This window comes from Desulfosporosinus acidiphilus SJ4, from assembly GCF_000255115.2.
Taxonomy (GTDB): domain Bacteria; phylum Bacillota; class Desulfitobacteriia; order Desulfitobacteriales; family Desulfitobacteriaceae; genus Desulfosporosinus; species Desulfosporosinus acidiphilus.
Genome location: NC_018068.1, coordinates 3,945,283 through 3,969,844, shown reverse-complemented (window position 1 = coordinate 3,969,844; position 24,562 = coordinate 3,945,283). Strand labels below are relative to the sequence as shown.

General features: G+C 44.3%; 26 protein-coding genes. 24 read left to right on the top strand and 2 right to left on the bottom strand.

Translation table 11 applies throughout. From position 1 onward, the window contains the following. The first annotated feature begins 95 nt into the window (after positions 1-95). From DESACI_RS18195 to DESACI_RS18120, 16 genes are all read left to right on the top strand, one after another. The gene (locus tag DESACI_RS18195; protein WP_014828677.1) at positions 96-740 is read left to right on the top strand and encodes a flagellar brake protein; all 645 of its coding nucleotides are present in this window, start codon (positions 96-98) and stop codon (positions 738-740) included. A gap of 4 nt (positions 741-744) precedes the next feature. Continuing rightward, a complete protein-coding gene (locus DESACI_RS18190; protein WP_014828676.1) occupies positions 745-1,341 on the top strand; it encodes a chemotaxis protein CheC in 597 nt (198 codons plus the stop codon). After that, complete coding sequence (locus DESACI_RS18185) at positions 1,338-1,820, top strand: chemotaxis protein CheD (protein ID WP_014828675.1); 483 nt, start codon at positions 1,338-1,340, stop codon at positions 1,818-1,820. The genes DESACI_RS18190 and DESACI_RS18185 overlap by 4 nt, the downstream gene beginning before the upstream one ends. A gap of 5 nt (positions 1,821-1,825) precedes the next feature. After that, positions 1,826-2,218, top strand: coding sequence for a hypothetical protein (locus tag DESACI_RS18180; RefSeq protein WP_014828674.1), 393 nt, complete (start codon positions 1,826-1,828; stop codon positions 2,216-2,218). Further along, complete coding sequence (locus tag DESACI_RS18175; RefSeq protein ID WP_014828673.1) at positions 2,215-2,967, top strand: FliA/WhiG family RNA polymerase sigma factor; 753 nt, start codon at positions 2,215-2,217, stop codon at positions 2,965-2,967. The genes DESACI_RS18180 and DESACI_RS18175 overlap by 4 nt, the downstream gene beginning before the upstream one ends. Before the next feature lie 71 nt (positions 2,968-3,038). After that, positions 3,039-4,634, top strand: a complete 1,596-nt coding sequence (locus tag DESACI_RS18170; protein WP_014828672.1) for a flagellar hook-length control protein FliK — start codon at positions 3,039-3,041, stop codon at positions 4,632-4,634. A gap of 14 nt (positions 4,635-4,648) precedes the next feature. Next, positions 4,649-5,107, top strand: coding sequence for a flagellar hook capping FlgD N-terminal domain-containing protein (locus DESACI_RS18165; protein ID WP_014828671.1), 459 nt, complete (start codon positions 4,649-4,651; stop codon positions 5,105-5,107). Between the two features lie 78 nt (positions 5,108-5,185). Continuing rightward, positions 5,186-6,085: a flagellar hook-basal body complex protein gene (locus DESACI_RS18160; protein ID WP_014828670.1), complete on the top strand. Its 900-nt coding sequence runs from the start codon at positions 5,186-5,188 to the stop codon at positions 6,083-6,085. A gap of 74 nt (positions 6,086-6,159) precedes the next feature. Next, positions 6,160-6,945, top strand: coding sequence for a flagellar hook-basal body protein (locus DESACI_RS18155; protein WP_014828669.1), 786 nt, complete (start codon positions 6,160-6,162; stop codon positions 6,943-6,945). Positions 6,946-6,950: 5 nt separating this feature from the next. Further along, complete coding sequence (gene flgB / locus DESACI_RS18150) at positions 6,951-7,355, top strand: flagellar basal body rod protein FlgB (RefSeq protein ID WP_014828668.1); 405 nt, start codon at positions 6,951-6,953, stop codon at positions 7,353-7,355. Between the two features lie 70 nt (positions 7,356-7,425). Continuing rightward, positions 7,426-8,172, top strand: a complete 747-nt coding sequence (flgF, locus tag DESACI_RS18145) for a flagellar basal-body rod protein FlgF (RefSeq protein WP_014828667.1) — start codon at positions 7,426-7,428, stop codon at positions 8,170-8,172. 16 nt (positions 8,173-8,188) lie between these two features. Continuing rightward, a complete protein-coding gene (locus tag DESACI_RS18140) occupies positions 8,189-8,650 on the top strand; it encodes a chemotaxis protein CheW (RefSeq protein WP_014828666.1) in 462 nt (153 codons plus the stop codon). A gap of 38 nt (positions 8,651-8,688) precedes the next feature. Beyond that, positions 8,689-9,363, top strand: a complete 675-nt coding sequence (locus tag DESACI_RS18135; protein ID WP_014828665.1) for a lytic transglycosylase domain-containing protein — start codon at positions 8,689-8,691, stop codon at positions 9,361-9,363. A gap of 24 nt (positions 9,364-9,387) precedes the next feature. Continuing rightward, entirely contained in the window at positions 9,388-10,677 is a 1,290-nt protein-coding gene (locus DESACI_RS18130; protein ID WP_014828664.1) for an Ig-like domain-containing protein, read from the top strand. A gap of 390 nt (positions 10,678-11,067) precedes the next feature. Further along, positions 11,068-11,484 carry a hypothetical protein gene (locus tag DESACI_RS18125; protein ID WP_242833082.1) on the top strand — a complete coding sequence of 139 codons (417 nt, stop codon included), beginning with the start codon at positions 11,068-11,070 and terminating at the stop codon, positions 11,482-11,484. A gap of 239 nt (positions 11,485-11,723) precedes the next feature. Next, positions 11,724-12,326 carry an adaptor protein MecA gene (locus DESACI_RS18120; RefSeq protein ID WP_014828662.1) on the top strand — a complete coding sequence of 201 codons (603 nt, stop codon included), beginning with the start codon at positions 11,724-11,726 and terminating at the stop codon, positions 12,324-12,326. Between the two features lie 196 nt (positions 12,327-12,522). On the opposite strand, the gene DESACI_RS18115 is transcribed toward DESACI_RS18120, so the two are convergent. Beyond that, a complete protein-coding gene (locus DESACI_RS18115) occupies positions 12,523-12,726 on the bottom strand; it encodes a hypothetical protein (protein ID WP_014828661.1) in 204 nt (67 codons plus the stop codon). Positions 12,727-12,858: 132 nt separating this feature from the next. Between DESACI_RS18115 and selA the strand changes: the two genes are divergently transcribed. From selA to mobB, 7 genes are all read left to right on the top strand, one after another. Then, positions 12,859-14,295, top strand: coding sequence for an L-seryl-tRNA(Sec) selenium transferase (gene selA / locus DESACI_RS18110; protein WP_014828660.1), 1,437 nt, complete (start codon positions 12,859-12,861; stop codon positions 14,293-14,295). Positions 14,296-14,508: 213 nt separating this feature from the next. Beyond that, positions 14,509-15,582 (top strand): selenide, water dikinase SelD, encoded by a 1,074-nt coding sequence (gene selD / locus DESACI_RS18105; protein ID WP_014828659.1) that lies wholly within the window; start codon positions 14,509-14,511, stop codon positions 15,580-15,582. A gap of 44 nt (positions 15,583-15,626) precedes the next feature. Beyond that, a complete protein-coding gene (gene bshC, locus DESACI_RS18100) occupies positions 15,627-17,204 on the top strand; it encodes a bacillithiol biosynthesis cysteine-adding enzyme BshC (protein ID WP_014828658.1) in 1,578 nt (525 codons plus the stop codon). A gap of 126 nt (positions 17,205-17,330) precedes the next feature. Next, positions 17,331-18,467 (top strand): LCP family protein, encoded by a 1,137-nt coding sequence (locus DESACI_RS18095; RefSeq protein WP_014828657.1) that lies wholly within the window; start codon positions 17,331-17,333, stop codon positions 18,465-18,467. Positions 18,468-18,620: 153 nt separating this feature from the next. After that, a complete protein-coding gene (locus DESACI_RS18090) occupies positions 18,621-20,570 on the top strand; it encodes a flagellar assembly protein A (protein ID WP_014828656.1) in 1,950 nt (649 codons plus the stop codon). Positions 20,571-20,762: 192 nt separating this feature from the next. Then, positions 20,763-21,977: a molybdopterin molybdotransferase MoeA gene (locus tag DESACI_RS18085; protein WP_014828655.1), complete on the top strand. Its 1,215-nt coding sequence runs from the start codon at positions 20,763-20,765 to the stop codon at positions 21,975-21,977. A gap of 1 nt (position 21,978) precedes the next feature. Beyond that, positions 21,979-22,500: a molybdopterin-guanine dinucleotide biosynthesis protein B gene (gene mobB / locus DESACI_RS18080; RefSeq protein WP_014828654.1), complete on the top strand. Its 522-nt coding sequence runs from the start codon at positions 21,979-21,981 to the stop codon at positions 22,498-22,500. A gap of 22 nt (positions 22,501-22,522) precedes the next feature. Here mobB and DESACI_RS18075 read toward each other — a convergent pair whose 3' ends face one another. After that, positions 22,523-23,482 carry a Na/Pi cotransporter family protein gene (locus tag DESACI_RS18075; RefSeq protein WP_242833081.1) on the bottom strand — a complete coding sequence of 320 codons (960 nt, stop codon included), beginning with the start codon at positions 23,480-23,482 and terminating at the stop codon, positions 22,523-22,525. 281 nt (positions 23,483-23,763) lie between these two features. Here DESACI_RS18075 and DESACI_RS18070 point away from each other — a divergent pair, with 281 nt between their 5' ends. Beyond that, complete coding sequence (locus tag DESACI_RS18070; RefSeq protein ID WP_014828652.1) at positions 23,764-24,288, top strand: GNAT family N-acetyltransferase; 525 nt, start codon at positions 23,764-23,766, stop codon at positions 24,286-24,288. Positions 24,289-24,562: the final 274 nt, after the last annotated feature.

Sequence of the window (24,562 nt, the reverse complement as noted above, 5' to 3'; positions counted from 1 at the left end):
ATAGACAAAGAGTTTTTTTGAACTAATTAATTTAGGAACTTACTTGCAGCTCGTGGCAATTAATTTTTAGCTTGATTCCTAAGGGGGGAATGATTTTGTCGTACAGTGAGAAACTCTCACATGGCCTGTCTATTGATCTTATCGTACTTGATGGAGAGTATTGCGGAAAATATCGGACGCGAATCGAGGAAGTTGGGCAAAAGATTATCACGGTGGGCGCACCTTATGATAAAGGTGAGGTTGTGCCTCTTCGGGAAGGAACTAAGGTCGTAATTACCTTTTGGGATCATTTATCAGCTTATGAGTTCGAGGGGGAGATTATGCAGCGTATTGCGGTTCCTGTGCCGATGCTAGTCTTGAAGTTCCCTGATTCGATTACCAAAGTTCAGCGTCGAAATTATGTTCGAGTACCCGCTGCCTTTGACCTTTCCTTTAAAGTTGTAAAGGAGGATGGCCTAAGTGATCTTTTAAGAGGAACGATGGTTGACTTTAGCGGCGGAGGGGTGCGTTTCATAACGGATGAACCTGTGGAGAATAAAGCCTTGCTCTATGTACAATTAGGTCTTCCTAACGGCGAAATTCAGACGCCTGCTCGTGTTTGCAGGACCGAAACGATGGAGAAAAATCAACGATATACTGTTACCGCAGAATTTTTTGACCTTTCAGAACGAGAGAGGGATCAAATTATAAAATGCGTTTTTGAAAGACAACGAGAGATGCGGAAGAAAGGGCTGATATAGGAACATGGAAGTAACACAGTGCCAACTGGATGCATTGCGTGAAATCGGGAATATTGGCTCTGGCCATGCGGCCACAGCTTTATCCACCCTCCTGCAGCGTCGAATTGATATGTCTGTGCCAGAGGTTTGGGCCGTCCCCTTTGAGCAGATTACTGCAATCGTGGGGCAATTGGACACACCTCAAGCCGTCATTTATGTCAAAGTCGAAGGGTCTGCTCCGGGGAAAGCCGTCTTCTTCTTCCCTGTTGAAAGCGCAGAAATAGTTGTTCAGGCACTTTTTGGCTCCAGTGAGGAACGGGATCTTTATAGTGATGAGATGGCACAATCAGCCTTGAAAGAGGTTGGCAACATCTTAGTGAGTTCTTTTCTTATTGCTTTAACGGAGTTTTCGGGGGTACCCCTGCAATCATCAGTCCCGGCGCTATCCGTAGATATGATTGGGGCCCTTTTAGATGCTATTTTTCTTGAGGAAGGAACTCTCGATGATACAGTCTTATTTATTGACACACAACTCTCCGGCATTCCTAAGATTGAAGGTCAATTTATCTTTTTGCCCGACGAAGGTTCGTTACAAAAATTATTAGGGGCTATGGGATTATGAGCGTAATAATTACTGTCGGTATGGCGGATTTTAAAACGGCAAAAACTCCGGATCTTTTAATGACTGCCGGGTTGGGGTCATGTATCGGAATCTGTGTCCATGACCCCGTTTTGAAGTTAGGAGGGATGGCTCATATCATGCTGCCTACCTCTTCCGGAAGCCAAGGAGGGAATCCGATGAAATATGCAGATACTGCCCTGGAGTTAATGATAAAACAGATTTTAGATTTGGGAGCAAGTCCATCCCGCCTCAAGGCCAAAATAGCAGGCGGCGCTCAGATGTTTTCCTTTCCGGGAAAAACTCCGATTCTTAAAATTGGTGATCGCAATGCTGAGGCTGTCGAACAGGAATTAAAAAAATACAGAATCCCGCTTTTGGTCGCAGATGTAGGGGGCAGCTTTGGGCGTACTATTCATTTTGATGTGGGGACCGGGGAATTACGCATTCGAACAATTAATCATGGTGAAAAGGTGGTTTAGTGACCATGGAAAATTATCCGAATTTCACGCTCTGGTCCATGCGTATTTCTATTCTGGTTGCTCTGATTGTAGCCTTACTTAGCTGGATTAACGGTTTAAAGATCTTTAATCTAATTGTGCGGGCAGGGATTTCCTTTGGAATTATTTATCTGTTACTGATGGGAACTTTTAGTTTATTTAAGAAAACGGCCCTGTCAATTCCAAAGCAGGACCAGACCTTAGAAACAGGACGAGGGGGCTTAGTTGATGTATCCCTCGGCGGGGATGATTTTTTTGATACACTCCCACAAAACTCGGGAGTACCCGGACAGGTAGATAAAGATTTAAGCCTTGGTTTAGACAGCAAGAAACAAGCAGATATAATACGTCGAATGGGTTGGGGAGGTGAGGAGACTTGATACCAAATACATATGAAACCGCTGCACGCGGAGAGTGGAAACAAGAGTCTATCGAACGATATTTGCCGTTGGTCAAGCGCATAGCGGGTCGGTTGTCTATGTCACTCCCACCGCATATTGAGGAAGATGATATTATAGGATATGGGGTTTTTGGGCTACTGGATGCTTTGGAAAGGTTTGAAGCTGCTCGGGGGTTCAAATTTGAGACGTATGCTTCTATCCGGATTCGCGGAGCTATGATCGACGGACTCCGGACGATGGATTGGGTTCCGCATTCTGCGAGACAAAAAGTAAAACGCGTTCAAGACGGGTTTGCGGAACTGGAATATCAATTAGGGCGGGCGGCAACGACTGAGGAAGTTGCTAAAATGCTGAAACTAAAGGTCGAAGAAATAGAAGGAATTCTCGCCCAAGCTCAGGTTCTAACCCTCACATCCTTTGACGAAACGACAGTAGATAATGAGGGAGAAAGCAATGGTTCGCCGCTCAATCTGCTCGTGGACACCAATGCTCAGGAAGCATACCAGGCTATTGAGAAAGAGGAACAAAAACGTATTCTGGCTCAGGCTGTGGAAAAATTGCCCGAAAAAGAAAAGTTAGTGGTTGCCCTTTATTACCAGGAAGAACTGACCCTAAAAGAAATTGCTGCCGTCCTAAAATTGTCGGAATCCAGAATATCTCAACTTCATTCTCAAGCGATTATGCGCTTAAGAGGAAGACTCAGCCGGCAGAAAAAGAATTTATTCTAAAAACTTGCCTAATGTTTTAGGTGAATTTTGTCGATACAATAAATAGAAGTATGAAGGAGGTGATAGCGGTTATGTCTAATATTAATGTCCTTTCGGAGATTCCCACAGGTGGCAGCAAGGTTGGAAAAACTTCACCCCTTAAGGGAAAAACTTCGACCGATAACTCAGGAAGCGCGGCCGGTTCTTTTACCGAAGTCCTTAATGGCCAGGTTCAGGGTAAGTCGGGCACAGATTCGAAAGGACAGAGTTCTGCAGCGAGTCATACTACACAAGGAAAGCAAACTACCGAAAATTCCGATTCGAGCTCCCAAACAACGAATGGACAGGGAACTATGATGGGATTAGATAATCTTGCTTTTCCTTTTTTTGCGCAATTAATGCTGCAGAACGAACTTCCGGCAGGCAAGGAGGCCAATTCCGGAGATGATGTAAGCCAGGGGGTTGAGAAATCATTAACAGTTAATTCTGCGTCTGCGTCCAATAGTTCTCTCTTAGGAGGGAAGACATTAGAACTGGCGCTCTTGAATTTACTTTCTCAGTCCTCAGATGAGGTTTCTTCTCAGTTAGGGAAGACGGTGGTGAAATCTCAGGGAAATAATCCCATTATTTCGGAATTGGATAAATATAAACAGGTTATCCCGGATCTTTTAGAAAAGCTCTCAGGAGAGATTACGGACACTTCGGCAATGGGTACTTCGATAAATTCAGGAAAATCCGACTCCATGAGCTTTAGTCAAACTATGGCGAAAATTATCCAAGGGTGGCTAGAAGTTCCGAATGAAGGAACTAATCAAAAGGGAATCCAAACTGTTGTTGAGGGTTCAGCTTTAGGGTCTGGTAAAAGCAGCTCTGACCAGGACTCAGCATCTATTTTGCAAGCTGCTCTTAACTCATTGATCACTGAAAAGGATGAAGAAGTGAAAGAACCAGTATTATCTGCAAAGGTCTATGATTCAATGTCAGGGGAAGATAAAAATTCCCCAGTATTGAGCGCAAAGGCCTTTTTAAAATCTGCCTTAGATTCTCTGCTGAGCAGTACTGACGAAGGTCTGAAAGACAATGCCGCAGCAGGACTAAAAGACATAGCAAAGGTCCAGGATGTTCTTAAGCAGACCCTTGTCAATGAGGAGGGTCAAAAGTCCAGTGTACCTTCTGAAGAAAAAGACGTGCAAAATCTAAATCCCAGCCTAAACATGGGGCTGGTCAACAATACCGCAGCGGCTAATATCACAGACGTTAAAACCGCCGCTACTCCGGTTTGGCAACAGATCGCAACTGTAATCAGCGGGCAGGTCATGAATAAACCTCAGGACTTAAAGCAGCTGGATATTCAGCTTCATCCGGAAGATTTAGGCAAAATTCAAATTGACTTGCGTTGGGAAAATGGACAACTTCACCTCCAGGTGCAAGCCTCGCAAGGGGCAACCGGTCAACTCCTGCAAAATCAATTGCCGGATTTGCGCCAAGCCCTCCTGAACCAAGGGATCAATTGCGGTATGCTGCAAATGGGACTGGGCGGTGAAGGGCAAAAGAATCCTCAGGGAAATGGGTCCTCCCAAACTCGCCAACAAAATACTAATGCTGCTGGGGATGAAGATCCAATACCGGCTCTAAACATTCCTTCCCTGGAAGAGGATGGGATTAGCCAAATTAATGTTACCGCTTAAGAGGAGGTATATCCTTGAGCAATACAATTAACGCAACAAATTCTACAACTAGTACAAGCAGTACTAGTAATACTCAGCAAACAAATAGCAATTCAACACTCGGAAAGGATGATTTTCTAAAGTTACTCGTGACGCAGATGGAAAATCAAGATCCTATGAATCCTATGGATAACACTCAGTCTATTGCGCAAATGGCCCAATTCAGCTCCTTGGAGCAAATGACCAACATCGCTACTGCCATGGATACATTGAATACAAACTTTTCGTCTTATAATCAGCAATCATTGCTCGCTCAGGGAGCTTCCTTGATTGGCAAAACGGTAAGCGGATTGGATACGGATGGAACCACAACAATCAGTGGAACCGTTGAAGCTGTGAAATGGCTGGACAGTAATCCCAAACTTCAGGTTCGCGAATCAGACGGCAGCCTGGTGGATTTAGAAATGAGCATGATCACGCAAGTCCAGAGTTAGATAACGGCAAGTGTGCAACCATTTTTTAGATAATGATTGATTATTTAGGCATGTAACATATAAGGAGGAAATACGGCTATGATGCGTTCCCTTTATTCAGCAATCTCGGGGTTAAAAGCCCACCAAACGAAAATGGATGTTATTGGAAATAATATTGCCAACGTTAACACCACGGGTTTTAAGAGGAGCAGTGTGACCTTTGCAACGGCTTTAAGCCAATCAATTAGAGGGGCCGGAACACCGACTCCGGCGTCAGGAACCGCACCTTCCTCTACCGGTGGTGATACTGGTGGAACAAATCCGATTCAGATCGGATTAGGGACTTCTGTGGGAGCAATTAATCAAATAATGACTCAAGGAAGCAATGAGACAACGGGTGTTCCTACAGACATGATGATCCAAGGTAATGGATTTTTTGCTTTACAAGATGGTAATCAGGTTGTATATACTCGTTCAGGTGCATTTTCTTTTGATGCCCAAGGATACTTAGTAGACCCGTCGACTGGAGCTTACGTACTTGATGCAAGCAGTACGGTGCCTCAGGGTAGTACTACAGCCAGTCCGAAATATATTCAAGTTCCAACGGGTGATACCTATAGCATTGATGCTACGGGAAAAGTGACGGCTTATAAGGACGGTGCGGTCGATTCAAGTGCCGGTGGAAATATCGGAATAGCACTTTTTGCAAATCCTGCCGGACTAACAAGTATCGGCAATAACTATTACCTACCGTCAAACAATTCAGGGGATTCAGGCGCAACGACACCTGATAATCCTACTTTATATGGAATCGGAGCTACCTCTAATTATCCCACGGGTACTTCCTTAGTTACCGGCTCTTTGGAAATGTCCAATGTTGACCTTTCTCAAGAGATGACGGATATGATTACAGCCCAAAGAGGTTTCCAAGCAAACTCACGGGTTATTACCGTATCAGATACCCTTCTCCAAGAACTCATTGATCTCAAACGTAGTTAATCTTTGCTCGATTAAAGATTAACCAACGAAAAATTCTATAGCTGCGTTATTTCAAAGAAAACGGGGGGCTAGTCATGCGCCTGCTAGGAACTGGTGCGGCGGGAATTCGTGCGCAGCAGATGGCGATTGATACAATAGGGAATAATATTGCTAATGTTAATACCTTAGGCTACAAAGAAGGTCAGGTAGATTTCGCTGAGGCTTTAGCGACCGGAACGCAAACTGCAGATCAGAAATTCACAGGGAATAAGTCTATTAACACTGGGGTTGGGGCCGGAGTCCTGACCAATGGTATCGGAACAAACTTCCAGCAGGGAACCTTGGCTCCCACAGATAGTCCTTTGGATTTAGGTATTGACGGGGCAGGTTTTTTTCAGGTGAAAACTGCAGATGGCACGACCGCTTATACCCGGGCAGGGAATTTCCAGCTTGACGGGACGGGACAGTTGGCTGATATGCAGGGAAATTTATTGCAGCCGAATATTACTGTTCCTGCCGGAGCAACCGACATAAAGGTCTCCGCCAACGGAGAAGTTACGGGAGATGTTGCAGGTGCCAGTACAACCATTGGACAAATTTCTTTGGTTGGATTTCAAAATCCTGAGGGTCTGGAAAAGAAAGCAGATAATCTCTATGCCGCAACCGTTAATTCGGGGGCGCCACAGGTTGGACGACCGGGTAGTACCCTTGGTGCTTTGACTTTAGGAACAATTCGTGGTCAGTCCTTGGAACAATCCAATGTGGATCTTGCGGCGTCTATGACAGATCTCATCCAGGCGCAAAGAGCGTATCAACTGAATGCCAGGTTAATTTCTGACGGAGACCAGATGTGGGGGATCGCAAATACCATTAGGAGGTAGAGGAAATGTCCGGTTGGCTGAATGGGCCTGTGCTGAGTGTTTTACAAAAAGGGCTTGAGGCTTCTAATTTGCGGCAGCAGGTTCTGTCTAATAATGTGGCCAATGTAGATACTCCGAACTTTAAACGTTCTGATGTGGATTTTCAATCGGTGCTGGGGGCCGCTTTGGGCGAAAACGGCGGGGCATTGCCTATGAAGGTGACACTGCCCCAGCACCTTCCCGGTGTTTCCGGAGAGAATAGCAATGGAGTTGTTACAGATCTAACAACATCCCTTCGTAATGACGGCAACAATGTGGATATTGATCAGGAAATGTCCAAGGTGGCGGAAAATGGACTTTATTATGAGTCTCTCACCCAGGCCATCTCCTCACAATTAGGGTTACTTAGAATGGTAGTCCAGAGTAAATAAAAGATTCTAGTACCCCCTCTCTTAGAGAAATCGGGGCTCATTAATTTTAATTGGTTACGGGGGGAATAGCGTGATTCGAGGATTATATACCTCAGCGTTAGGGATGCTGGCAACTCAAACCCAAAGCGAGGTCATAGGGGATAATATCGCCAATGTACGAACACCGGGTTACAAAGAAGAATTAGCCAGCGATCGAGCTTTTGACACGGTTCTGACCGATCGTATCGAGAATGGAAACATGGGTCCGGAGGCAACACCCATAGGAGCAATGGGCACAGGGGTGAGCGTTGACCGCGGTGCCGTGTCAAATGTTCAGGGCGCCCTGCAAGCGACGGATCGTAAAACCGACCTTGCTTTAACCACGCCGGGATATTTCGTTGTCCAGACTCCTCAGGGAGAAAGATATACCCGCAACGGTCATTTTGACCGCAATGCCAATGGGATGCTCCAGACTCCCGATGGGTATGCCGTGCAAGGTACTAAAGGGGCTATCGGTCCTCTTAGCGCTGACTTCAGCGTGAAAGCTGACGGGACAATCATAGACAATGGGCAGATTATTGATCGCCTGCGTATTGTGGATATCCCGGAAACAGCATTAACTCGTGAAGGACAATCCTTATACAGTTCGTCCCAACCGGCCCAGGCTTCAGCAAATCCTCAAATACTCCAAGGCTCTATAGAAGCGTCAAATGTTGATCTATCGGGACAGATGGTACAAATGATGACGGTCATGAAAGCCTATGAGGCTAATCAAAAAGTGATCCAGACCCAGGATGAAATGCTGGGGAAAGCTGTCAATGACGTAGGGAAGATTTAATGGAGGAAGTGGGTTCATGTCAGTTCAGGTTGTCATTTTCCAATTGGGTGAAGAAGAATATGCCATGCCTATAGACATTATAAGAGAAATTACTCGCTTAGGAGAGATGCGAAGGATTCCGCAGGCACCTTCGTACATTTGCGGATTGATCACCTTACGGGACGAGGCTATTCCGATTATCGACTTGCATGAGCGGTTTAGTTTTAAAAATTCGAAGGAAACTCAGAAACAAGAAACTGTGACCACAGAACGGAATACCTTTGCCTTGATTACCGAGGTGCATGGAGAGAATGTTGGTTTTGCAGTAGACGAAGTCCGAGAGGTTAGAATATTTGAAACTATTTCTCCACCTCCGCCATTGTTGAGTGCTCCATTTATCGGTGGGATCGTGAATCTGCCGGATAGGATAATCATACATCTTATTCCTGAGCAGATTCTCCTAAACGACGAAGTTCAGAAACTGAGTCAGTTAAAATAATGGAATCTTTGTCAAAAGGTGCGAGAGGAGGTTTTTGAATGAATGTTAACGTTGCTCAGATGCTTCTTCTGCTTGAATATCAACAGATGAATTCTGCATGGCAGACAACGCAGGCGAATAATGGCGGTTTGTATGACCTTGGGAACAGTGGAAACTCTAATTCCCAACTTTTTGCCGCTTTGTTTCAAGCGGCATTAGGAAACGGGACGGATACTTTGCAAGGAATTGACAGCCTTACCCAAGAATTAACCGGAGGTCCTCAATCCAATGAAGATTCGACGGTTACCTCCTCTCAGTCTTCAAAATCAATAAAGGACAGCCTTGGTTCTTTAGATACCATGATTAATTCAGCGGCTCAAAAATACGGGGTTGATTCAAATCTTATAAAACAAGTGATTAAGGCAGAGTCTGGGTTTAATTCCAAGGCAACGTCACAGGCGGGAGCAATGGGCCTAATGCAGCTCATGCCCGGTACTGCATCTTCATACGGCGTTCAGAATGCCTATGATCCGATGCAAAACCTGGATGGAGGAACGCATCTCCTGAAGAATCTGCTTGATCGTTATCAAGGAAATATTCCGCTTACCTTAGCGGCTTATAATGCCGGTGCAGGCGCGGTTGAAAAATATCAGGGCATTCCGCCCTACAAAGAAACCCAGGCCTACGTTCAGAAGATTATGGCCGGATTGAACCAACGAGATTGGAAAGCGTAGAAAAATTAAAGGAAGGATGGTAGCGTGTACAATAGAACCAGGTGGATTGCTTGTCTATTCACAATTATATTATTGCTTCTGCCCGTTTCGTCAGTTACAGCGGCCACCACACCTTCTTCCGCCAAAGGATTTAGTATCTGGCCGTCAGAGACAGTCCATGATGTCAATAAGGTCTGGACCGTCACGTTTAATATTCCGGTTTTAGATAAGACCGTTAACAACAAAACAATATATGTAACAGATACGAAACAGGCAAAAATCTCCACTTCAGTTAAATTGTCTGCAGATGGGCTTTCAGCTATAGTTACCCCTACGGGTTCATACACTAACCAGGACTATTTCTTATACATTACCAACGGAGTGATGTCTCTGGACGGTTCTGCACTTACCGAATCAATTGTTGTACCTTTTACAGTGGTCCCTTTGCCGGGCGTTTCACTTCAAGTTACAATGACAGACGATATTAAAAGTTCCAGTACCCTTTCAGGTTCATTGACACTTGTAGATTCCAATGGCAATAGTTTAGCCCCTTCATTTTCCAATGATTCAAACGGAATCTATACATTTTCAATTTATGAGAGCGGAAATTATATTCTTAACTATCGAAGCAGCGTTAATGGTCAGCTTATGACCCAAACTCTTAAAGCACCTAGCATCACAATTCCAACAAACGGAACAACTACCGTTAGGAAAATTACCATGACAATCCCGACGGAAAGTGGGGTTATACAAAAGAAATCCGGTTCAATTGGCGGCAGTATTGTCCCTGAAAACTGGATTCCGACCAATTATTCGCCCCCCATTGTACCTGTTACCGTCTCGAATTCTACGATGAGTTGGAGTACAACAACAGATACAAACGGCCGTTTTAAGATTTATGTTCCAGCAGGCAGTTATACTTTAGTCGTTAATGGGGAAAGCTCGGAGTATAAGAATAGCAGTTATAAATTGACGGTGACAGCGGGACAAATGACCACTCCGATTACTCCTGGCGGGATGATCAATGTACAGGATCCTCTCAACAAGTTAGGACTTACCCTTAACTCACCACTTACAGATAACGGATCAGGCGGATTAGGCGGAATTGATGCAGCAACACGAGAGATCTCCGGAAGCGTTAATCTTGATGCCACTGTCACTATCTGTGATACTGTACCAACAACCCCCAAAGTATTGAAGACAATAACACCTGATAAAAATGGCAACTTTTCGTATAAGTTTTCGACACCTCTAACAGGGAAGAAAATTCGAATTCAAGTGACCGATGGTTCAGGAAATACTTACACATTGGACATGGCCTCAGTTGTTTCATAGCATTGCAACCTCTTGCAGGGGTTGCTTTTTTCTTATATTCTCAGAACCCAATATGCCAGAATTTTAGTGAATTCATCCAATCGTGAGACTCCCACTTCTTGTATGTGGGAGTGGTCTCCGGTCTCTGCTTCGGTGGGGGTAGAGTCCCCATATTAAAGCAGTGGGGGTATTAGAGGATAAAAGTCTTAGATGGATTGTCTAATATGGTAAAAGATAGTGACATATTGACTTAAACGTTAATAGTCTATAGAATCTAGTCAATTAAAGGTAGATTGCAAGAGACAGAGCTTTTATCCAAAATAAAAATATTTTATCGTTAATTCAAACACAAAATCATATTAATGCAAATAGGGGTTGATTATGTCAGCTTATTATCGCTATCTTTGGAGTATGACTTGGCCCAATTTGATTGCTCTTCTTTTGATCTGGGGGTTCATTCTTTCACGCTTAGTCTGGAAGTCCATAAGAACATGGCGCTATCATCCTAGCCTCTGGAGTTTTATAGTATTGGGATTTAAAGTATTAATTTGGGCAGGAATATTAGGGGTCTATACAGAGCTTTTCTTGTTTTCTCAGCCGGATTGGTTTAAGCAGCCGGGGTATATTCAAGGGACAGTTATGGGTAAAGCCTATGATTCGAGATTGAGAGCTTATATCATAGAGGTTGGGGACAAAACAAAACAGCAGTCATTTTATATCGACCCAAACGCTTATCAGCAAATTAAACTTGAAGATCAGGTTAAACTGATGTTTTTACCTGTGCGCAGGGACGTTGTCCAATGTGAGGTCCTGGGAAATTTGCATTAATCCAAAAATTACATTAGAATTGGACATTGAAAAGCATTTTTCCAAGGCGTGACAGGAACGAAGGTATACTTTTCTTTTGACGAGAAGATTTGTTAGGAAGCAGTTATTTTAATTACTGATTTGTTAAAGTTTTATAAAGATCACCAATATCTTAGGATTTTACCGATAATTACTGGCGTAATATGATATAATGGGAATAAGATAGGATAAGAGTTTGATGCGGAAAGGAGAGTGGGGATATGCGTGTACAAAAAGTTAATGAGCATACCATCCGCATCTTTATCTCCTTGACAGAACTAACTGACAGGGATATTACGATGGCTGATTTATTTCAAAGGTCAGCAAAAACGGAACAATTGTTTTGGGAACTTATTGCTCAGGCACGAGAAGAAGTCGAATTTAATTTAGACCAACCTTTTTGGATTCAGGCTACCGTGGCAACCAATGATGAATTTGTCATAACCATCATGAAGCAGGAAGAACAACTAGAAGGGTTGATCAAAGAGAAATCAGTGCGAAAACCTGTCAAAGGACGGGTGACGGAGTTAGTTTATGTCTTTGCTGATTTCGAAGATGTGATCTCTGCCGTAGGAAGACTGCCGGAGTTCAGCCAATTGCGGTCAAGTCTCTACTTGTTTGAAGGGGAATATTTCCTTTCCTTAAGCCGTATGGGAGCGGGGAAAAAGAGACTTTTAGCTGAAGCTGTCCTAGACGAATATGGAGAGATTGTTGCTACTACCAGTGCTTTCTTGGCTGAACATGGAAAGGTTATTCTTCCCGTAAAAGCGGTGCAGGCACTTAACGATTCATTCAATAAGCTTGGCCCGAAGGAGAGCGAATAAAGCTTTGGACCCAAGACTTTAATTTCGGGTAGTGGATACTATCAAAAAAGCTGAGCCTTCCGCGATACTTTAGTGGCGGAAGGCTTTAATTATAGTATGTTTGGTATTTTTTATCCTATCGAAAGGAACTTTCGGTTGTATACTTTCTACTCCCGCAATGCGGATGGGCCGAATGTCACGGAAGTCATGTTTCTTCTCAGCCGAAGGAGAAGATTGCCGGTATCTGGTGCAGACAGCGGGTACATACATTTTTGCCTTTAAACATTTGAACTGTCATCGTCTCACCGCAGAAGATGCAGGGCTGGAATTGGTTCTTTTTGCGAGCAAATTCAGAAAAAGAAATGATAACAGCTTGTTGAGCTAGCTGGCGTGTTGGCTGAATTGAATTTAGGCTGGACATGAAATTCCTCCTCAAATTAGCTTGTGTCTATATCATATGCCAATTGGGTTGTCGAAATCCTAAAAAGTGTGCAAGGCCTAATTATATTGTAAACTGGTTAACATAGAAATGGCCTGTAAGGAGTGTCTATCGGTGGAAGAAGAAACGCAAAGACAATTAAGAGCGCTTCCTGCGGTTCACGAAGTGCTTGAGCGACTGAAAGCAGAAGCTGAATTCAGTCCCTTCTTGACGAATAAGAGGAACTCGCCTCGTTTAAAACATTGTGTTCGACAGGTTTTACAAAACGCAAGAAAAAATGTCTATCAGAATTCATGGGAGTTGGGGGGGGACTTTGAGCAGCGGCTTTGGCCGTGGCTGAAAGTTAATCTTCTTCAAGCTTTGGCAAATCCGGAGATGAATCTGCGCCGAGTGATTAATGCAACCGGAGTAGTATTGCATACTAATTGCGGCAGAGCAATTCTTGCCCCTGAGGTTGCACGTTTTGTGGCAGCACAGGCTGAAAGATACAGTAATCTGGAATTGAACATCAAGACAGGAGAACGAGGCTCAAGATATAGTCTCGTTGAGCAGATTCTCTGTGAACTCACAGGAGCGGAAGCCGCGATGGTGGTGAATAACAACGCTGCAGCAGTTCTATTAATGATGAATACCTTTGCTATGGGTAAAGAAGTTGTTGTTTCCCGCGGGGAATTAGTCGAAGTGGGAGGTTCCTTTCGAATCCCTGAAGTCTTAAAAGCCGGAGGGGCTAAGCTGGTAGAGGTAGGAAGCACTAATAAGACCTGGTATAAGGATTATGAAGGTGCCATCAGTCCGGAAACAGCTCTTTTACTTAAAGTTCATACCAGTAATTACAGGCTTGAAGGGTTTACGCACTCTGTTTCGGGAGCAGAATTAGTTGAACTTGGAGAAAAACGGGGAATTCCTGTTATGGAGGATTTAGGAAGCGGGAGCTTTTTTGATGGAGCAAGCTTGGGTTTTCCACCGGAGCCAACGGTTCAGCAAGCTGTTAAGGCAGGTCTCGATCTGGTTTCCTTCAGCGGGGATAAATTATTGGGCGGCCCCCAGGCAGGGATTATCGTGGGCAAAAAACGTTTTATTGAGCGCTTGAAGGCTAATCAGTTAACAAGGGCCTTAAGAATTGATAAGCTGACCTTAGCGGCTTTAGAAGGAACTCTCCGGATGTATGAAAATGGGGAAGGCGAGGAAATTCCTGTCTGGAGGATGCTTTCTTATTCTTTGAAGGATTTGAAATCCGTTGCTGAAGAGTTAAAATCTGCTCTGGGGTCAAATACTGCTTTATTGGTTGAAATTAAGAAAGATGTATCCCAGGTCGGAGGAGGGGCATGGCCTACAGTCGACCTTCCTACCTGGGTGTGCTCTATTCGTCCCCGACAAAGAAGTGTCGGCGAACTGGAAAAGTTTTTACGTCTGGGTCCTGTGGCCATTTTAACGCGAATTCAAAAGGATCGAGTGCTAATCGACGGCCGGACGCTGCTTGAGGGCGACATTGGGGATATAACCGAACGTTTACAGGCCTGGGAGCAGGAAAACCGTACTGTTGAGGATTGATGTCCGGCTCCGGCTCAGTGTGTGTCGAAGTATTTTGGCATAGTACCCTCTGGTGATAAACGATATTACTGGGGGTTCTGCAATGGATTAGTAGTTATTAGTACTCGCTAGGAATTGTTTACATGGGAATAAGGTTGACGTTAAACTAAATAGAGCTATAATTAAAGAGTGATACTTCGGGATTATAAATATTGAATGTTGGGGGTGAATTATATGAATCTCGGTCTAGATCAACAAGATAAAATCCGATTGACCCAGTTTTCTACGAAGGCAGGCTGAGGATGCAAGATAGGTCCAGCGGACCTGGCACAAGTTTTGTGCTTTTTACCTCCAAACCAAGAAGATGCCAATTTAATTGTAGGATTGGATACTTCCGATGATGCTGGAGTATACCGAATAAATGAGCAACAGGCCATCGTGCAGAGCGTTGATTTTTTCACTCCTGTTGTCGATGATCCCTATGCTTTTGGACAGATTGCTGCAGCCAATGCTTTAAGCGATATTTATGCCATGGGTGCCAAACCCTTGACGGCCATGAATTTGGTCTCATTTCCCGTCAGTAAATTGAAAATGGATGTGTTGGCACAAATACTGCAGGGCGGCAGCGACAAGATTCGTGAGGCAGGGGCCGTTCTCGTCGGGGGGCATTCCATTGACGATTCTGAGCCGAAGTATGGGCTTTCTGTCACCGGCATTGTTCATCCTGAACATGTTCTTTCCAATGCTAAAGCTGAAGCTGACGATTATTTAGTACTTACAAAACCTCTCGGGGTAGGAATAATAACGACTGGTATCAAGCGCGGCATAGTACCGGCACAGGCGGAACAAGAGGTTATCCAGGTTATGGCTGCTCTGAATAAAGGGGCGGCTGAAGCAGCAATCCAGATTGGTGTTCATGCTGTCACTGACGTAACAGGTTTCGGATTATTGGGACATTTGCATGAGATGCTTATGGCCAGCGGCTTTAGTGGAGAAGTATATGCCGAAGATGTCCCGGTTTTAGAAAGTGTATGGGAATGCATAGAACAAAAAGCGATTCCCGGCGGGACCATAGCGAATCAACGTCACCTGGAAGGTGAGATAGAGTTTCATGAGAATGTGCCTGAGGAACTGCGGCTTGTTCTCTGTGATGCAATAACGTCCGGCGGCCTGCTGATTGCGGTTCCTGAAGAACATCTGAGTCCTTTGCTGAGACAGTTAGCGACTGCTCAGACGCCTGCAGCGGCGGTCATTGGGCGAGTCCGCAAGGGGCAGCCCGGCAGAATTGCGATTTCCTTGCATGCGTGATAAAATACCTCGTGTACCGGATAGGTAGCGGGGGGAGGATAACAATGAGAGATCCAATGCATACTATGGCTACTTGTTTTGAACAAGTGGCTTTATTTTTTCCCGGCGGAGATCCCAAGCTTCAGGAAAGCTTCGAGCAGCGTGCTTACTATTTGGATTCAAGGAATTATGAGCGAGAACGGCTGGCAGATATCCTGAAAAAATATCACGAGGGTTTGGGAGCAAACAGAGAAACATTTCTGATGATTGAAGAGCTGAGACATAAGGAAACATTAGCAGTCCTTACCGGCCAGCAAGCGGGGGTGCTAACCGGGCCTCTATATACCTTATTTAAAGCCATAACTGTCATTCGGCTTGCTGAAGAGCAGCGAAAAAAACTGGGACGGCCCGTGGTACCTATCTTTTGGATAGCCGGCGAAGACCACGATTGGTTAGAAATACATAAGACGTTCTTTCTTAATTCTGAAGATAAGATTATTTCTTGCAGCCTTCCGGGTGATGGCGGAGGGAGATCAGTGGGACATCAGCCAGTTCCGGCCTGGGATACTATTGAGCAGCAGCTTTTCGATTTGCCGGAAGGCGAATTTAAAAAATACGTACTCCAGCATTGTCGTCAATTTCATGAACAAGCTGAGAATTTGACTCAATGGTTTGCTTTAACACTACAATGGCTGCTTAAACGATGGGGACTTATATTTTTTGATCCAATGTTGCCGGAATTCAAACAATTAGCGGCTCCAATGTATGAACAGATCATAAAAATATACGTTGATGTACGGGAAGCACTCACTCAAAGAACAAAGGCTTGGGTGGATCTTGGGTTTCAGGCCCAAATTCAGCCCCTGGGGGGAGAAGTAAACTTATTCCTGGCCAAACCTGAGCGCAGGGCGATTTTAAATCAAGGTCAAGGGTTTTATTTGAGAGGCTCGGATGAAATGTTGGATACCGATGAGCTCAACGCCTTGCTGAGGAAGAGTCCTGGAATGTTTTCTCCCAATGTTGTGACACGGCCGGTTGTTCAGGAGTTTTTATTTCCCACTTTAGCCTATGTTCCGGGGCCTGGGGAATTAAATTACTGGGCCCAATTGGGACAAGTATTCTCAACCTTTGGTTTTAATATGCCAATCTTATTTCCCCGTTTCTCGGGGGTGATCCTGACGCCTTCCTGGCAGAAAACCCTCAATCGAGAAGGCTTAACTTTAAGGGATGTATATCAGGGGCTTGAGGCTCACAAAGAACGCTGCCTTCGTGATCAGGATTCACTGGAGATAGACAACCGCTTACAGTGTTTAAGAGCAGCAATCGAAAAAGGTTATAAAGAACTGGAGCCTCTCGAGAAAATTCATTCGAATGTCCATGAGTTACTAACTCGTAATGAAGAGAAGGTAGGTTATCAAATAGAATACTTGAGAAAGAAGCTATGGCAGGCTCAACGAAAGAAATACGGCAGTGTTCTCAATCGCCTACAGAAGTTAGAAGCCGGAATCGCACCCAATAAGGAGAGACAGGAACGAGTCTTGAATCCACTCTATTTTGTAGTGTTATATGGAGAGGGTTTTATTGAGCGAATTGCGGAACTTCCTTTAACTGGCGATTTTCAAGAACAAGTAATTTTGTTATAATAGCTTTCAATTCATCTCAGGAACTTTGGTTTCTGAGATTTTTTTTTCATAGAATAGGGCGAATTTAGTTTATTATCCTAAATTTGGTTATGATATAAAAAAAGACGTTTATTGGAGTTGTTCTTAGTGCAGAAAAGGTTGGTCACATTTCTTTTAATTATCGGAATCTGTGGATTTTTGGCTCATGGATTTGGTTATAAAGGATTAAGTACTACGGGAAAAACTTTGTCAAAGGGGAATTCCCTTAATTCCTCATCCGAAGGTTTGTCCAATCCGGTGAACATCTTGCTCATCGGGACTGATCAGAGATTCGAGGAAACGAAATTCAATACAGATTCCATCATACTTGTGAGTCTTGTCCCCGAAACTCAGAGGATAAGCTTACTTTCTATTCCTCGGGATACGAGAATTTATCTTTCAGGGCATGGTTATGTAAAGATTAATGCAGTTGCCATGTTAGAAAATCTGGAGGCATTACAAAAAGTTGTGGAGGATTTAACCGGCGAAGAGGTTTCGGGTTACATTCTGACGAATTTCCAAGGATTCAAGAAAATTATAGATACCTTAGGCGGAGTTACTGTTGATGTAGAAAAAAATATGTATTATGAGACAGGGGACCAGGTAGATGGATACATTAACCTGCACAAAGGCATCCAGCGTCTTGACGGCGAGAAGGCCTTACAATATGCTCGTTTTCGGCATGATGCATTATCAGACATATCGCGGACAGCCAGACAGCAGATCGTGTTAAAGGCAGCGGCCAAAGAAATGTTCCAGCTCAGTACTTTGCCAAAATTGCCATACCTTGTTCCGGAGTTAATGCAATCAGTCCAGACAAATTTGCCTGCTAAAGACATATTTGCCTTAGCAAAGACAGCGGTCACTTTTAAAAGCTCGAATGTGATTTCTCAGACCTTACCGGGGACATTCCTAGAGGTTAACAGGATTAGTTATTGGCAAGTAGATCCTATGGAGGTTAAGAAAGTAGTCAGTAATTTGCAGAGAGGGATAACTACTGATCGAGTGATCGACAAAGAGCCGGTTGATTTGCTACGACCTACTATTCCAACTCCCGCTAAACCTATTCCTAAAGTTCCGGGCAACAGTCTGGATCCAAATGGGATTAATTCCACGGCATTTAGCGTTTTCGGTTCAGAGCAAACTCGCTCAGCTGAAGCCGGATCTGGAGGCTTGGTGGAGGAGGACACTATACCCACTGAAGAAATCGAAGGAGTAACCCCACTTAGAGAAGCGGGGTCTTAGAGGGGGATCAATATTTTGTTTACTTGGCAAGTCAATTTAGTGAAAAAATGCTAGACAATTTGGGACTTTGGGACTATTGACCTATGTGGTTTTATTGAAATTTCTGATATGGTAAAATAAAAGGCAATTTTACAAAAAGCGGGGAGAATAAAGATGCCAGAAGAAGTCGTACAGGGTAGCTCGCTCGAAGAAATTAAACAAGAGTGGGTCTCTAAGCTCAAACTTTCAGAAGAAGAAATCACTGTCGAAGTATTAGAAAAACCTCGTTTTCTCTCTAGAAAATGGAAGGTGCGATTAACCTGGAACGAAAAGATAGATCAAGCTCCCGAAGATTCTCATTTAATATCTACGCAAGTTACTCGAGTTGAGGATAAATATAAATTTATTTTTGGTGAAGGGGTTAAAAGATTTGCACCCTTTACACGGGCCGGAGAAGTCAATCTGAATGGTAAACTCCAGGACAAGCCTTTTTATGTCAACCAGGGTGATGAGGTGGAATTTTATCCTTATGAACAAAGCGGACAATTAACGTGGGAATTAGAAGTTCGTAAACAAGGATTGGTCGTTGCGGCGAAAGTAAAGCATGAACTACCGGGACGTTATCTGCTTCCGGATGAACTTCTGACCCAGGAAATTTTTGATTTAGCGCAATTTGCTCGTTGGGAGACCTTGTCCAACGGCAACAATGAATGGGACGAAGCAAAGTTGAATTCGGACTTGGATCAATTGAAGGTTGTCTATGGACGTCGACCTCAGTGCTGGACGGAGATTATGTCCGTTGAAGGAACCGGTGAGGTTATTGTGGCTGAAGCCACCCTGCCGGTTCCGCCACAGCACGCTAAGCTGGAAGACTTTGTGGGCGATCCTCAGAAAAATGTTGTTTCTGAGGATGATGATAAAATTGATTTCTTCGCTTCTAAAGTTAAATTGGTTGAAGAAGGGACTGTCCTTGCTCGCAAAATACCGGGAGAACCGGGAATACCAGGCAAAGATGTTTTTGGCAAAGAACTTGGTGCAGCTGCTGTTAAAGATTTTCAATTCCGAGTGAAGAAGAATGCTCATCTTACGGAGGATGGGCTTGAGGTGATCGCCTCATGCTCGGGACAGCCAGTACGAGTGGACGAAAAGACATATATGGTCGAAAATGTTTTTGTACAGAATCAAGATGTTGATTTGGCAACCGGGAGTATTGATTTTCCCGGAGATGTTTACGTTAATGGTAATGTTCAAGATGGGCTTCATATTTTTGCGGGAGGAAAAATTGAAATCAAGGGTTCGGTATCCCGTGCGGAAATAAGGGCTGAAAAAGGTGCTCAAATATACGGAAATATTATGGGCGGCAAGACCTTTATCGGAGAGAAATTTGTTGCTCGTTCAGAACTTCTCCGCACTTTGACCGATATGAAGGAACAACTAAGCAGCTGTTTGGCCAATACGGCTGCCTTGATAAAGGCATCAGGGGCGAGTAATCTAAAACCTGGCCAATGTCTGAAGCTGATTTTGGAAAAGCAATATACCAATCTCCCTAAACTGTGTACACGAATTGAGAAATTTATAATAGATCACAAAGATGACGATATGGTTTCTGAAGGACTCATTGTTACGATTCAAACAGCGAAACGGTTTTTAGTCGGTTTGGGACCTCTTGAACTACAATCGGTGCCGGCCTTGCAGCGAGTTGACCAAGCTTTGGGACAGTACGTAGAAAATATGTCAGTTGAGATTCCGGAAAAGATCACCCTTGAAGTTGCTTATTTGCAAGGAGCAAACGTTGAATGCGGCGGTTCATTTAAGTGTTCAAAAGGAATTTACAACTCTGAAATTCATATTGTGGAAGATGTCATCATTGAAGGCGTATGCCGGGGAGGGAAAATCTTTGCCGGAGGTAATGCTAAGATCAATGAATTAGGCGGCTCAGGAGTCAGTGCTACCTACGTTCAAATAGGCTCCGACAGTCGTCTTTCTGTGTCTTATTGCCATCAAAATGTGGTCGTGACCGTTGGTAAAGAAATTATACAAATCGAAGAAGATTGCAAACAACTGGAAATTTACCGAGAGAATGGTCGGGTTCAAGTCGAAAAACTCAAGGCGAATCCCATGTAATTTCAGATCGATGGTGACGCGGGCTGAGCGTGAAGCGGGGACGGTCCTTTTAACACAAATGTGTTAAAAGGACCGTCCCCGCTTCACGGCGCTCCCCCGCTTCACGCCTTTGACATTGATTGGGAATGCCGTTACACTAAAGAAAAATAATGAAAAGAGTGTTTAGAGAGGAAAAATTGAGATGGTATGTGTATGAAAGTTATGATTGAGTTAGAAGAAGCTAAGGAAATGGTTTTGAAGGCAACTAAGCCTGTGGAACATGAGATAATTTCCCTAGTCAATGCTTTTCAGAGAGTGTTAGCCCAGGATATAAGTGCGCCGATGGATATGCCTCCCTTTGATCGTTCTCCCTTGGATGGCTATGCTTATCAAGCTACGGGGTTAGAAGATATGCCTCTGCTATTAAGGGTAGTGAGTGAAATTCCAGCGGGGACTTTTTCAGAGCGAAGAATTATGACCGGAGAGGCTGCAAGGATCTATACGGGTGCACCAATCCCTCCCGGGGCAAATTGCGTAATACGCCAGGAAGATACGGAACGTGATGGTGATCAGATAAAAATCGCGCGTCCTCTAATGGCCGGCCAAAATGTTGTGCGCCGCGGAGAGGAGATTAAGGAAGGAGAACTTCTTCTAAAGCAAGGTTTTTATTTGACTCCCCCGGCGATTGGCCTCCTGGCAGCGGTGGGTTGGGATCAAATTACGGTATATAAACGGCCGCGCGTCGGTTTACTTTCTACCGGGTCTGAACTCATGGATGTTGGTCAGCCCCTGCTTCCTTCGAAGATCTATAACAGCAACAATTATACACTGCGCGGTATGCTTCAAAATGCCGGGTGCGAGGTTATCTCAATTCCTATTGTTTCCGATCAAATTGAAGATACATTAGCTGCTTTAGAAAAAATGGCAGATACAGATATGGTGATTTCAACCGGAGGAGCATCTGTAGGGAATTTTGATATTATGCGGCATGCTCTTGCCCAATTTGGATGCGAAATGTTTTTCTGGAAGGTCAATCTAAAACCCGGAACTGCTGCCTCTGTAGGGCTCAAAGGGCAGAAATTATTTTTTTCTCTTTCGGGAAATCCAGCTGCCGCCGCAGTAACCTATGAACTCTTAGTACGCCCGGCCTTGCGTAAGTTGGCAGGTCATTCATGTTTCGAGAATAAAGGGATTTTAGTCAAAATGGCTAATGGTTTTGCTAAGGGAGGAAGGCAACGGCGTTTTTTAAGAGCCAGGGCAGTGTTTAAAGACGGAGAAGTATGGGCGGATTTGGCGTCTGCCCAAGGATCAGGAGTTCTTCGTTCCATGATTGGCAGTCAACTGCTGGTAGACGTGCCGGCAAATCACGGTCCGGTGAATCCGGGAGAAATATTGCAGGCAAATTGGATAGAAGCTTGGGAGAATTAAAATGGACGAAACCTTAAAGAAAACTTTAACTCCTGTAATATCTATCGTCGGCGGTGGCTCTAATTCAGGAAAGACAACCCTACTGGAAAAATTAATTCGCGAGGCGAAGCAGCGGGGTTGGAGAGTAGGAACCCTGAAACATGACATCCATGGTTTTGATCTGGATCAGCCGGGCAAGGATTCCTGGCGGCATGCTCAGGCCGGGGCAGATATCGTGGCAATAAGCTCACCCCGAAAAATCGCAGTTATGGAAAGCGTCAGTGAAGATCAGCCCCTTGAAAAGGTCATTGACAGAATTCAAGGTGTCGATGTGATCTTTACAGAGGGTTATAAGTCAGGGGACAAACCAAAGATTGAAGTCTTCCGCTCATCGGTACACCAAAAGCTCTTTTGTCGGCCGGAAGAGCTGCTAGCTATTGCCAGTGATGTATCGTTTGATCTTGGAATTCCGACGTTTAGTTTAGACGATGCCTCGGGGATTTGTGATCTAATAGAGTCTCTCTATGGGATTGAAGTAAGATAGAATTATTATTCAGCGAAAGGACTTAAGGAAGAAGCCTTTTCAATAGTTGAGCTGACTTGGCTAGAAGGGGAAAGGCTAAGAGAGAAGAAAGAATATTAAACAGGGTATGAGCATTGGCCACCTGTCGAGAAAGACTTCCTCCCATTAGTTTAAGTCCTTCAGCCATGGGGCTGAGAAAAGGCAGAAACAGCAAAACACCAAAAAGGTTGAGCAAGACATGAAAGAGGGCCACTCTTTGCGCAGCTCTGGAACTGGCCAGTGCAGCAAAGACGGCGGTAAAACAGGTTCCTATATTAGCTCCGAAAATAAAGGCCAGTGCGGTGGGGAGAGTTATCCTGCCATTTTCCGTCAGTACCATGACAATCCCGGTTGTTGCGCTGGAAGAATGAAGCAAGGCTGAAAGGAGAGTTCCGGCAAGAACTCCTTTGAGATGGTTATCTCCCAGCTGCTGAAGAAACTGCCTGATGAATGGCTTGTCGGCGAGCGGTGCCATGCCCGCTTGAAGCATAGTTAGGGCAAAAAAGAGAAGGCTCAGACCGAAGACGGACAAAAAAAGATAGCGAATTCGATTGGGAATAAAGAGAAAGCCGAGGGCGCCTAGAATCAATAGGTAGGGGGTAACAGACTCTAAGGGGAAGGCAAGTAATTGCGTCGTGAGGGTCGTCCCTATATTGCTTCCTAGTATTAAGGCCAGAGCGTTTTCAAAGGGAAGCAGTTCGGCATCTACAAAGGACACTGCCATGACGGTTAAAGCTGTACTGGATTGCAGCAAAGCAGTACTTATTCCTCCGGTCCAAAAGCCCCGAAATGGAGTGGCGGTCATCCAAAGGAGGAATCTGCGAAAGTGGTGTCCCGCAAAGGACTGAAGCCCCTGCCGTAATTCCTTCATTCCCCAGAGTAAAAGGCCAAGTCCAATGGATAGGGTGATAAAGTACAAGGGATCACCTTCTTTCATAGAAAGGCACAATGCTAATTCGTTCATTGGCTTTAAGCACCGCCAATTAAAGTATATGAGAAGGAAAGACGACAAGAACTCTTTAGATAATTGGGATCAATTGGACACTTGGGTACAAGGTTTTGGAAAAGACATATTGAGAAACAACCTGCTAAAGAAAGACACATGAAATACAGTCTAAGAAAGCTGTAAGGGACCTTTATAAAAGGACGAATTCTTTCGGATGATTCGTTAACCGATTGCAGAAAAGATTGTATTAAAGTGACACTCCCTTGATGCCTGCATACCTTAACTTAAGAGGTGATGATATGCGAGTTCGTCAAGGGAGTGTTCGTGATTGGCCTTTTATGTATTCCTTGGGAAAAATAAATATACCGGATAGTGCTTCTCCGTGGCGCAAACAGCCCCTGGAGGAAACTCTTAAATACCGTGAAGCCGTTCTTAAAGGTTTTTGGACATGGATCCAACAGACCGGGTCAATTGTTTTTATTGCGGAGGCCACATCTGAGGATTATGAGGATTATATGGAAAGAAGTTCAAGTACAGAAGCTGATAGGAATCGGTCCATAGGGTATTTAGTCCTCCACCCTTCATCCCGGGAAGAGTTAACCGGTGTTTATCAAGGATGGATTATGGATTTTGGGGTATTGCCGGAATGGCGGGGTCAAGGAATTGGTAAAAAGTTGCTCAAGGCAGCTGAAGATTACTGTCGGCAGCATGATATCTCCTACCTTGGTCTGGCCTGCAGCACTCACAATGTTCCTGCTCTTCACTTGTACGAAAAATCCGGTTTCGTTGAAGAACGGAAGATTATGGTGAAATGTCTGTCATAAAAAAAAAGCTTGCGACGATTATTTCTTCGCCGCAAGTGAAGTAAAAGAGAGGAGTGGGGATTAAAAAAGAAAAACGTGAGACTAATTAAAGTGTATCCCGAGACGTTCTTGTTTATACAGGACTCGGGATATTTTTTGTACGATCAGACCCCTATGCCGCAAGGTAGCCATAGAATGGCAAGAAGAGACGTGTTTTCATAATCCCTGTGGTATAATATCCATATTGATAAGGGAAATTATAGCTCAACAAATAGGTTCAGGGAAACAGGAGGGC

What these genes read in the sequence shown, in the direction of transcription:
- DESACI_RS18190 (WP_014828676.1), top strand. Translation starts at nt 745, where the DNA reads ATGGAAGTAACACAGTGCCAACTGGATGCATTGCGTGAAATCGGGAAT.
- DESACI_RS18185 (WP_014828675.1), top strand. Translation starts at nt 1,338, where the DNA reads ATGAGCGTAATAATTACTGTCGGTATGGCGGATTTTAAAACGGCAAAA.
- DESACI_RS18180 (WP_014828674.1), top strand. Translation starts at nt 1,826, where the DNA reads ATGGAAAATTATCCGAATTTCACGCTCTGGTCCATGCGTATTTCTATT.
- DESACI_RS18170 (WP_014828672.1), top strand. Translation starts at nt 3,039, where the DNA reads ATGTCTAATATTAATGTCCTTTCGGAGATTCCCACAGGTGGCAGCAAG.
- DESACI_RS18160 (WP_014828670.1), top strand. Translation starts at nt 5,186, where the DNA reads ATGATGCGTTCCCTTTATTCAGCAATCTCGGGGTTAAAAGCCCACCAA.
- DESACI_RS18155 (WP_014828669.1), top strand. Translation starts at nt 6,160, where the DNA reads ATGCGCCTGCTAGGAACTGGTGCGGCGGGAATTCGTGCGCAGCAGATG.
- flgB (WP_014828668.1), top strand. Translation starts at nt 6,951, where the DNA reads ATGTCCGGTTGGCTGAATGGGCCTGTGCTGAGTGTTTTACAAAAAGGG.
- DESACI_RS18140 (WP_014828666.1), top strand. Translation starts at nt 8,189, where the DNA reads ATGTCAGTTCAGGTTGTCATTTTCCAATTGGGTGAAGAAGAATATGCC.
- DESACI_RS18135 (WP_014828665.1), top strand. Translation starts at nt 8,689, where the DNA reads ATGAATGTTAACGTTGCTCAGATGCTTCTTCTGCTTGAATATCAACAG.
- DESACI_RS18125 (WP_242833082.1), top strand. Translation starts at nt 11,068, where the DNA reads ATGACTTGGCCCAATTTGATTGCTCTTCTTTTGATCTGGGGGTTCATT.
- DESACI_RS18120 (WP_014828662.1), top strand. Translation starts at nt 11,724, where the DNA reads ATGCGTGTACAAAAAGTTAATGAGCATACCATCCGCATCTTTATCTCC.
- DESACI_RS18115 (WP_014828661.1), bottom strand. Translation starts at nt 12,726, where the DNA reads ATGTCCAGCCTAAATTCAATTCAGCCAACACGCCAGCTAGCTCAACAA.
- bshC (WP_014828658.1), top strand. Translation starts at nt 15,627, where the DNA reads ATGAGAGATCCAATGCATACTATGGCTACTTGTTTTGAACAAGTGGCT.
- DESACI_RS18090 (WP_014828656.1), top strand. Translation starts at nt 18,621, where the DNA reads ATGCCAGAAGAAGTCGTACAGGGTAGCTCGCTCGAAGAAATTAAACAA.
- DESACI_RS18085 (WP_014828655.1), top strand. Translation starts at nt 20,763, where the DNA reads ATGAAAGTTATGATTGAGTTAGAAGAAGCTAAGGAAATGGTTTTGAAG.
- mobB (WP_014828654.1), top strand. Translation starts at nt 21,979, where the DNA reads ATGGACGAAACCTTAAAGAAAACTTTAACTCCTGTAATATCTATCGTC.
- DESACI_RS18075 (WP_242833081.1), bottom strand. Translation starts at nt 23,482, where the DNA reads ATGAACGAATTAGCATTGTGCCTTTCTATGAAAGAAGGTGATCCCTTG.
- DESACI_RS18070 (WP_014828652.1), top strand. Translation starts at nt 23,764, where the DNA reads ATGCGAGTTCGTCAAGGGAGTGTTCGTGATTGGCCTTTTATGTATTCC.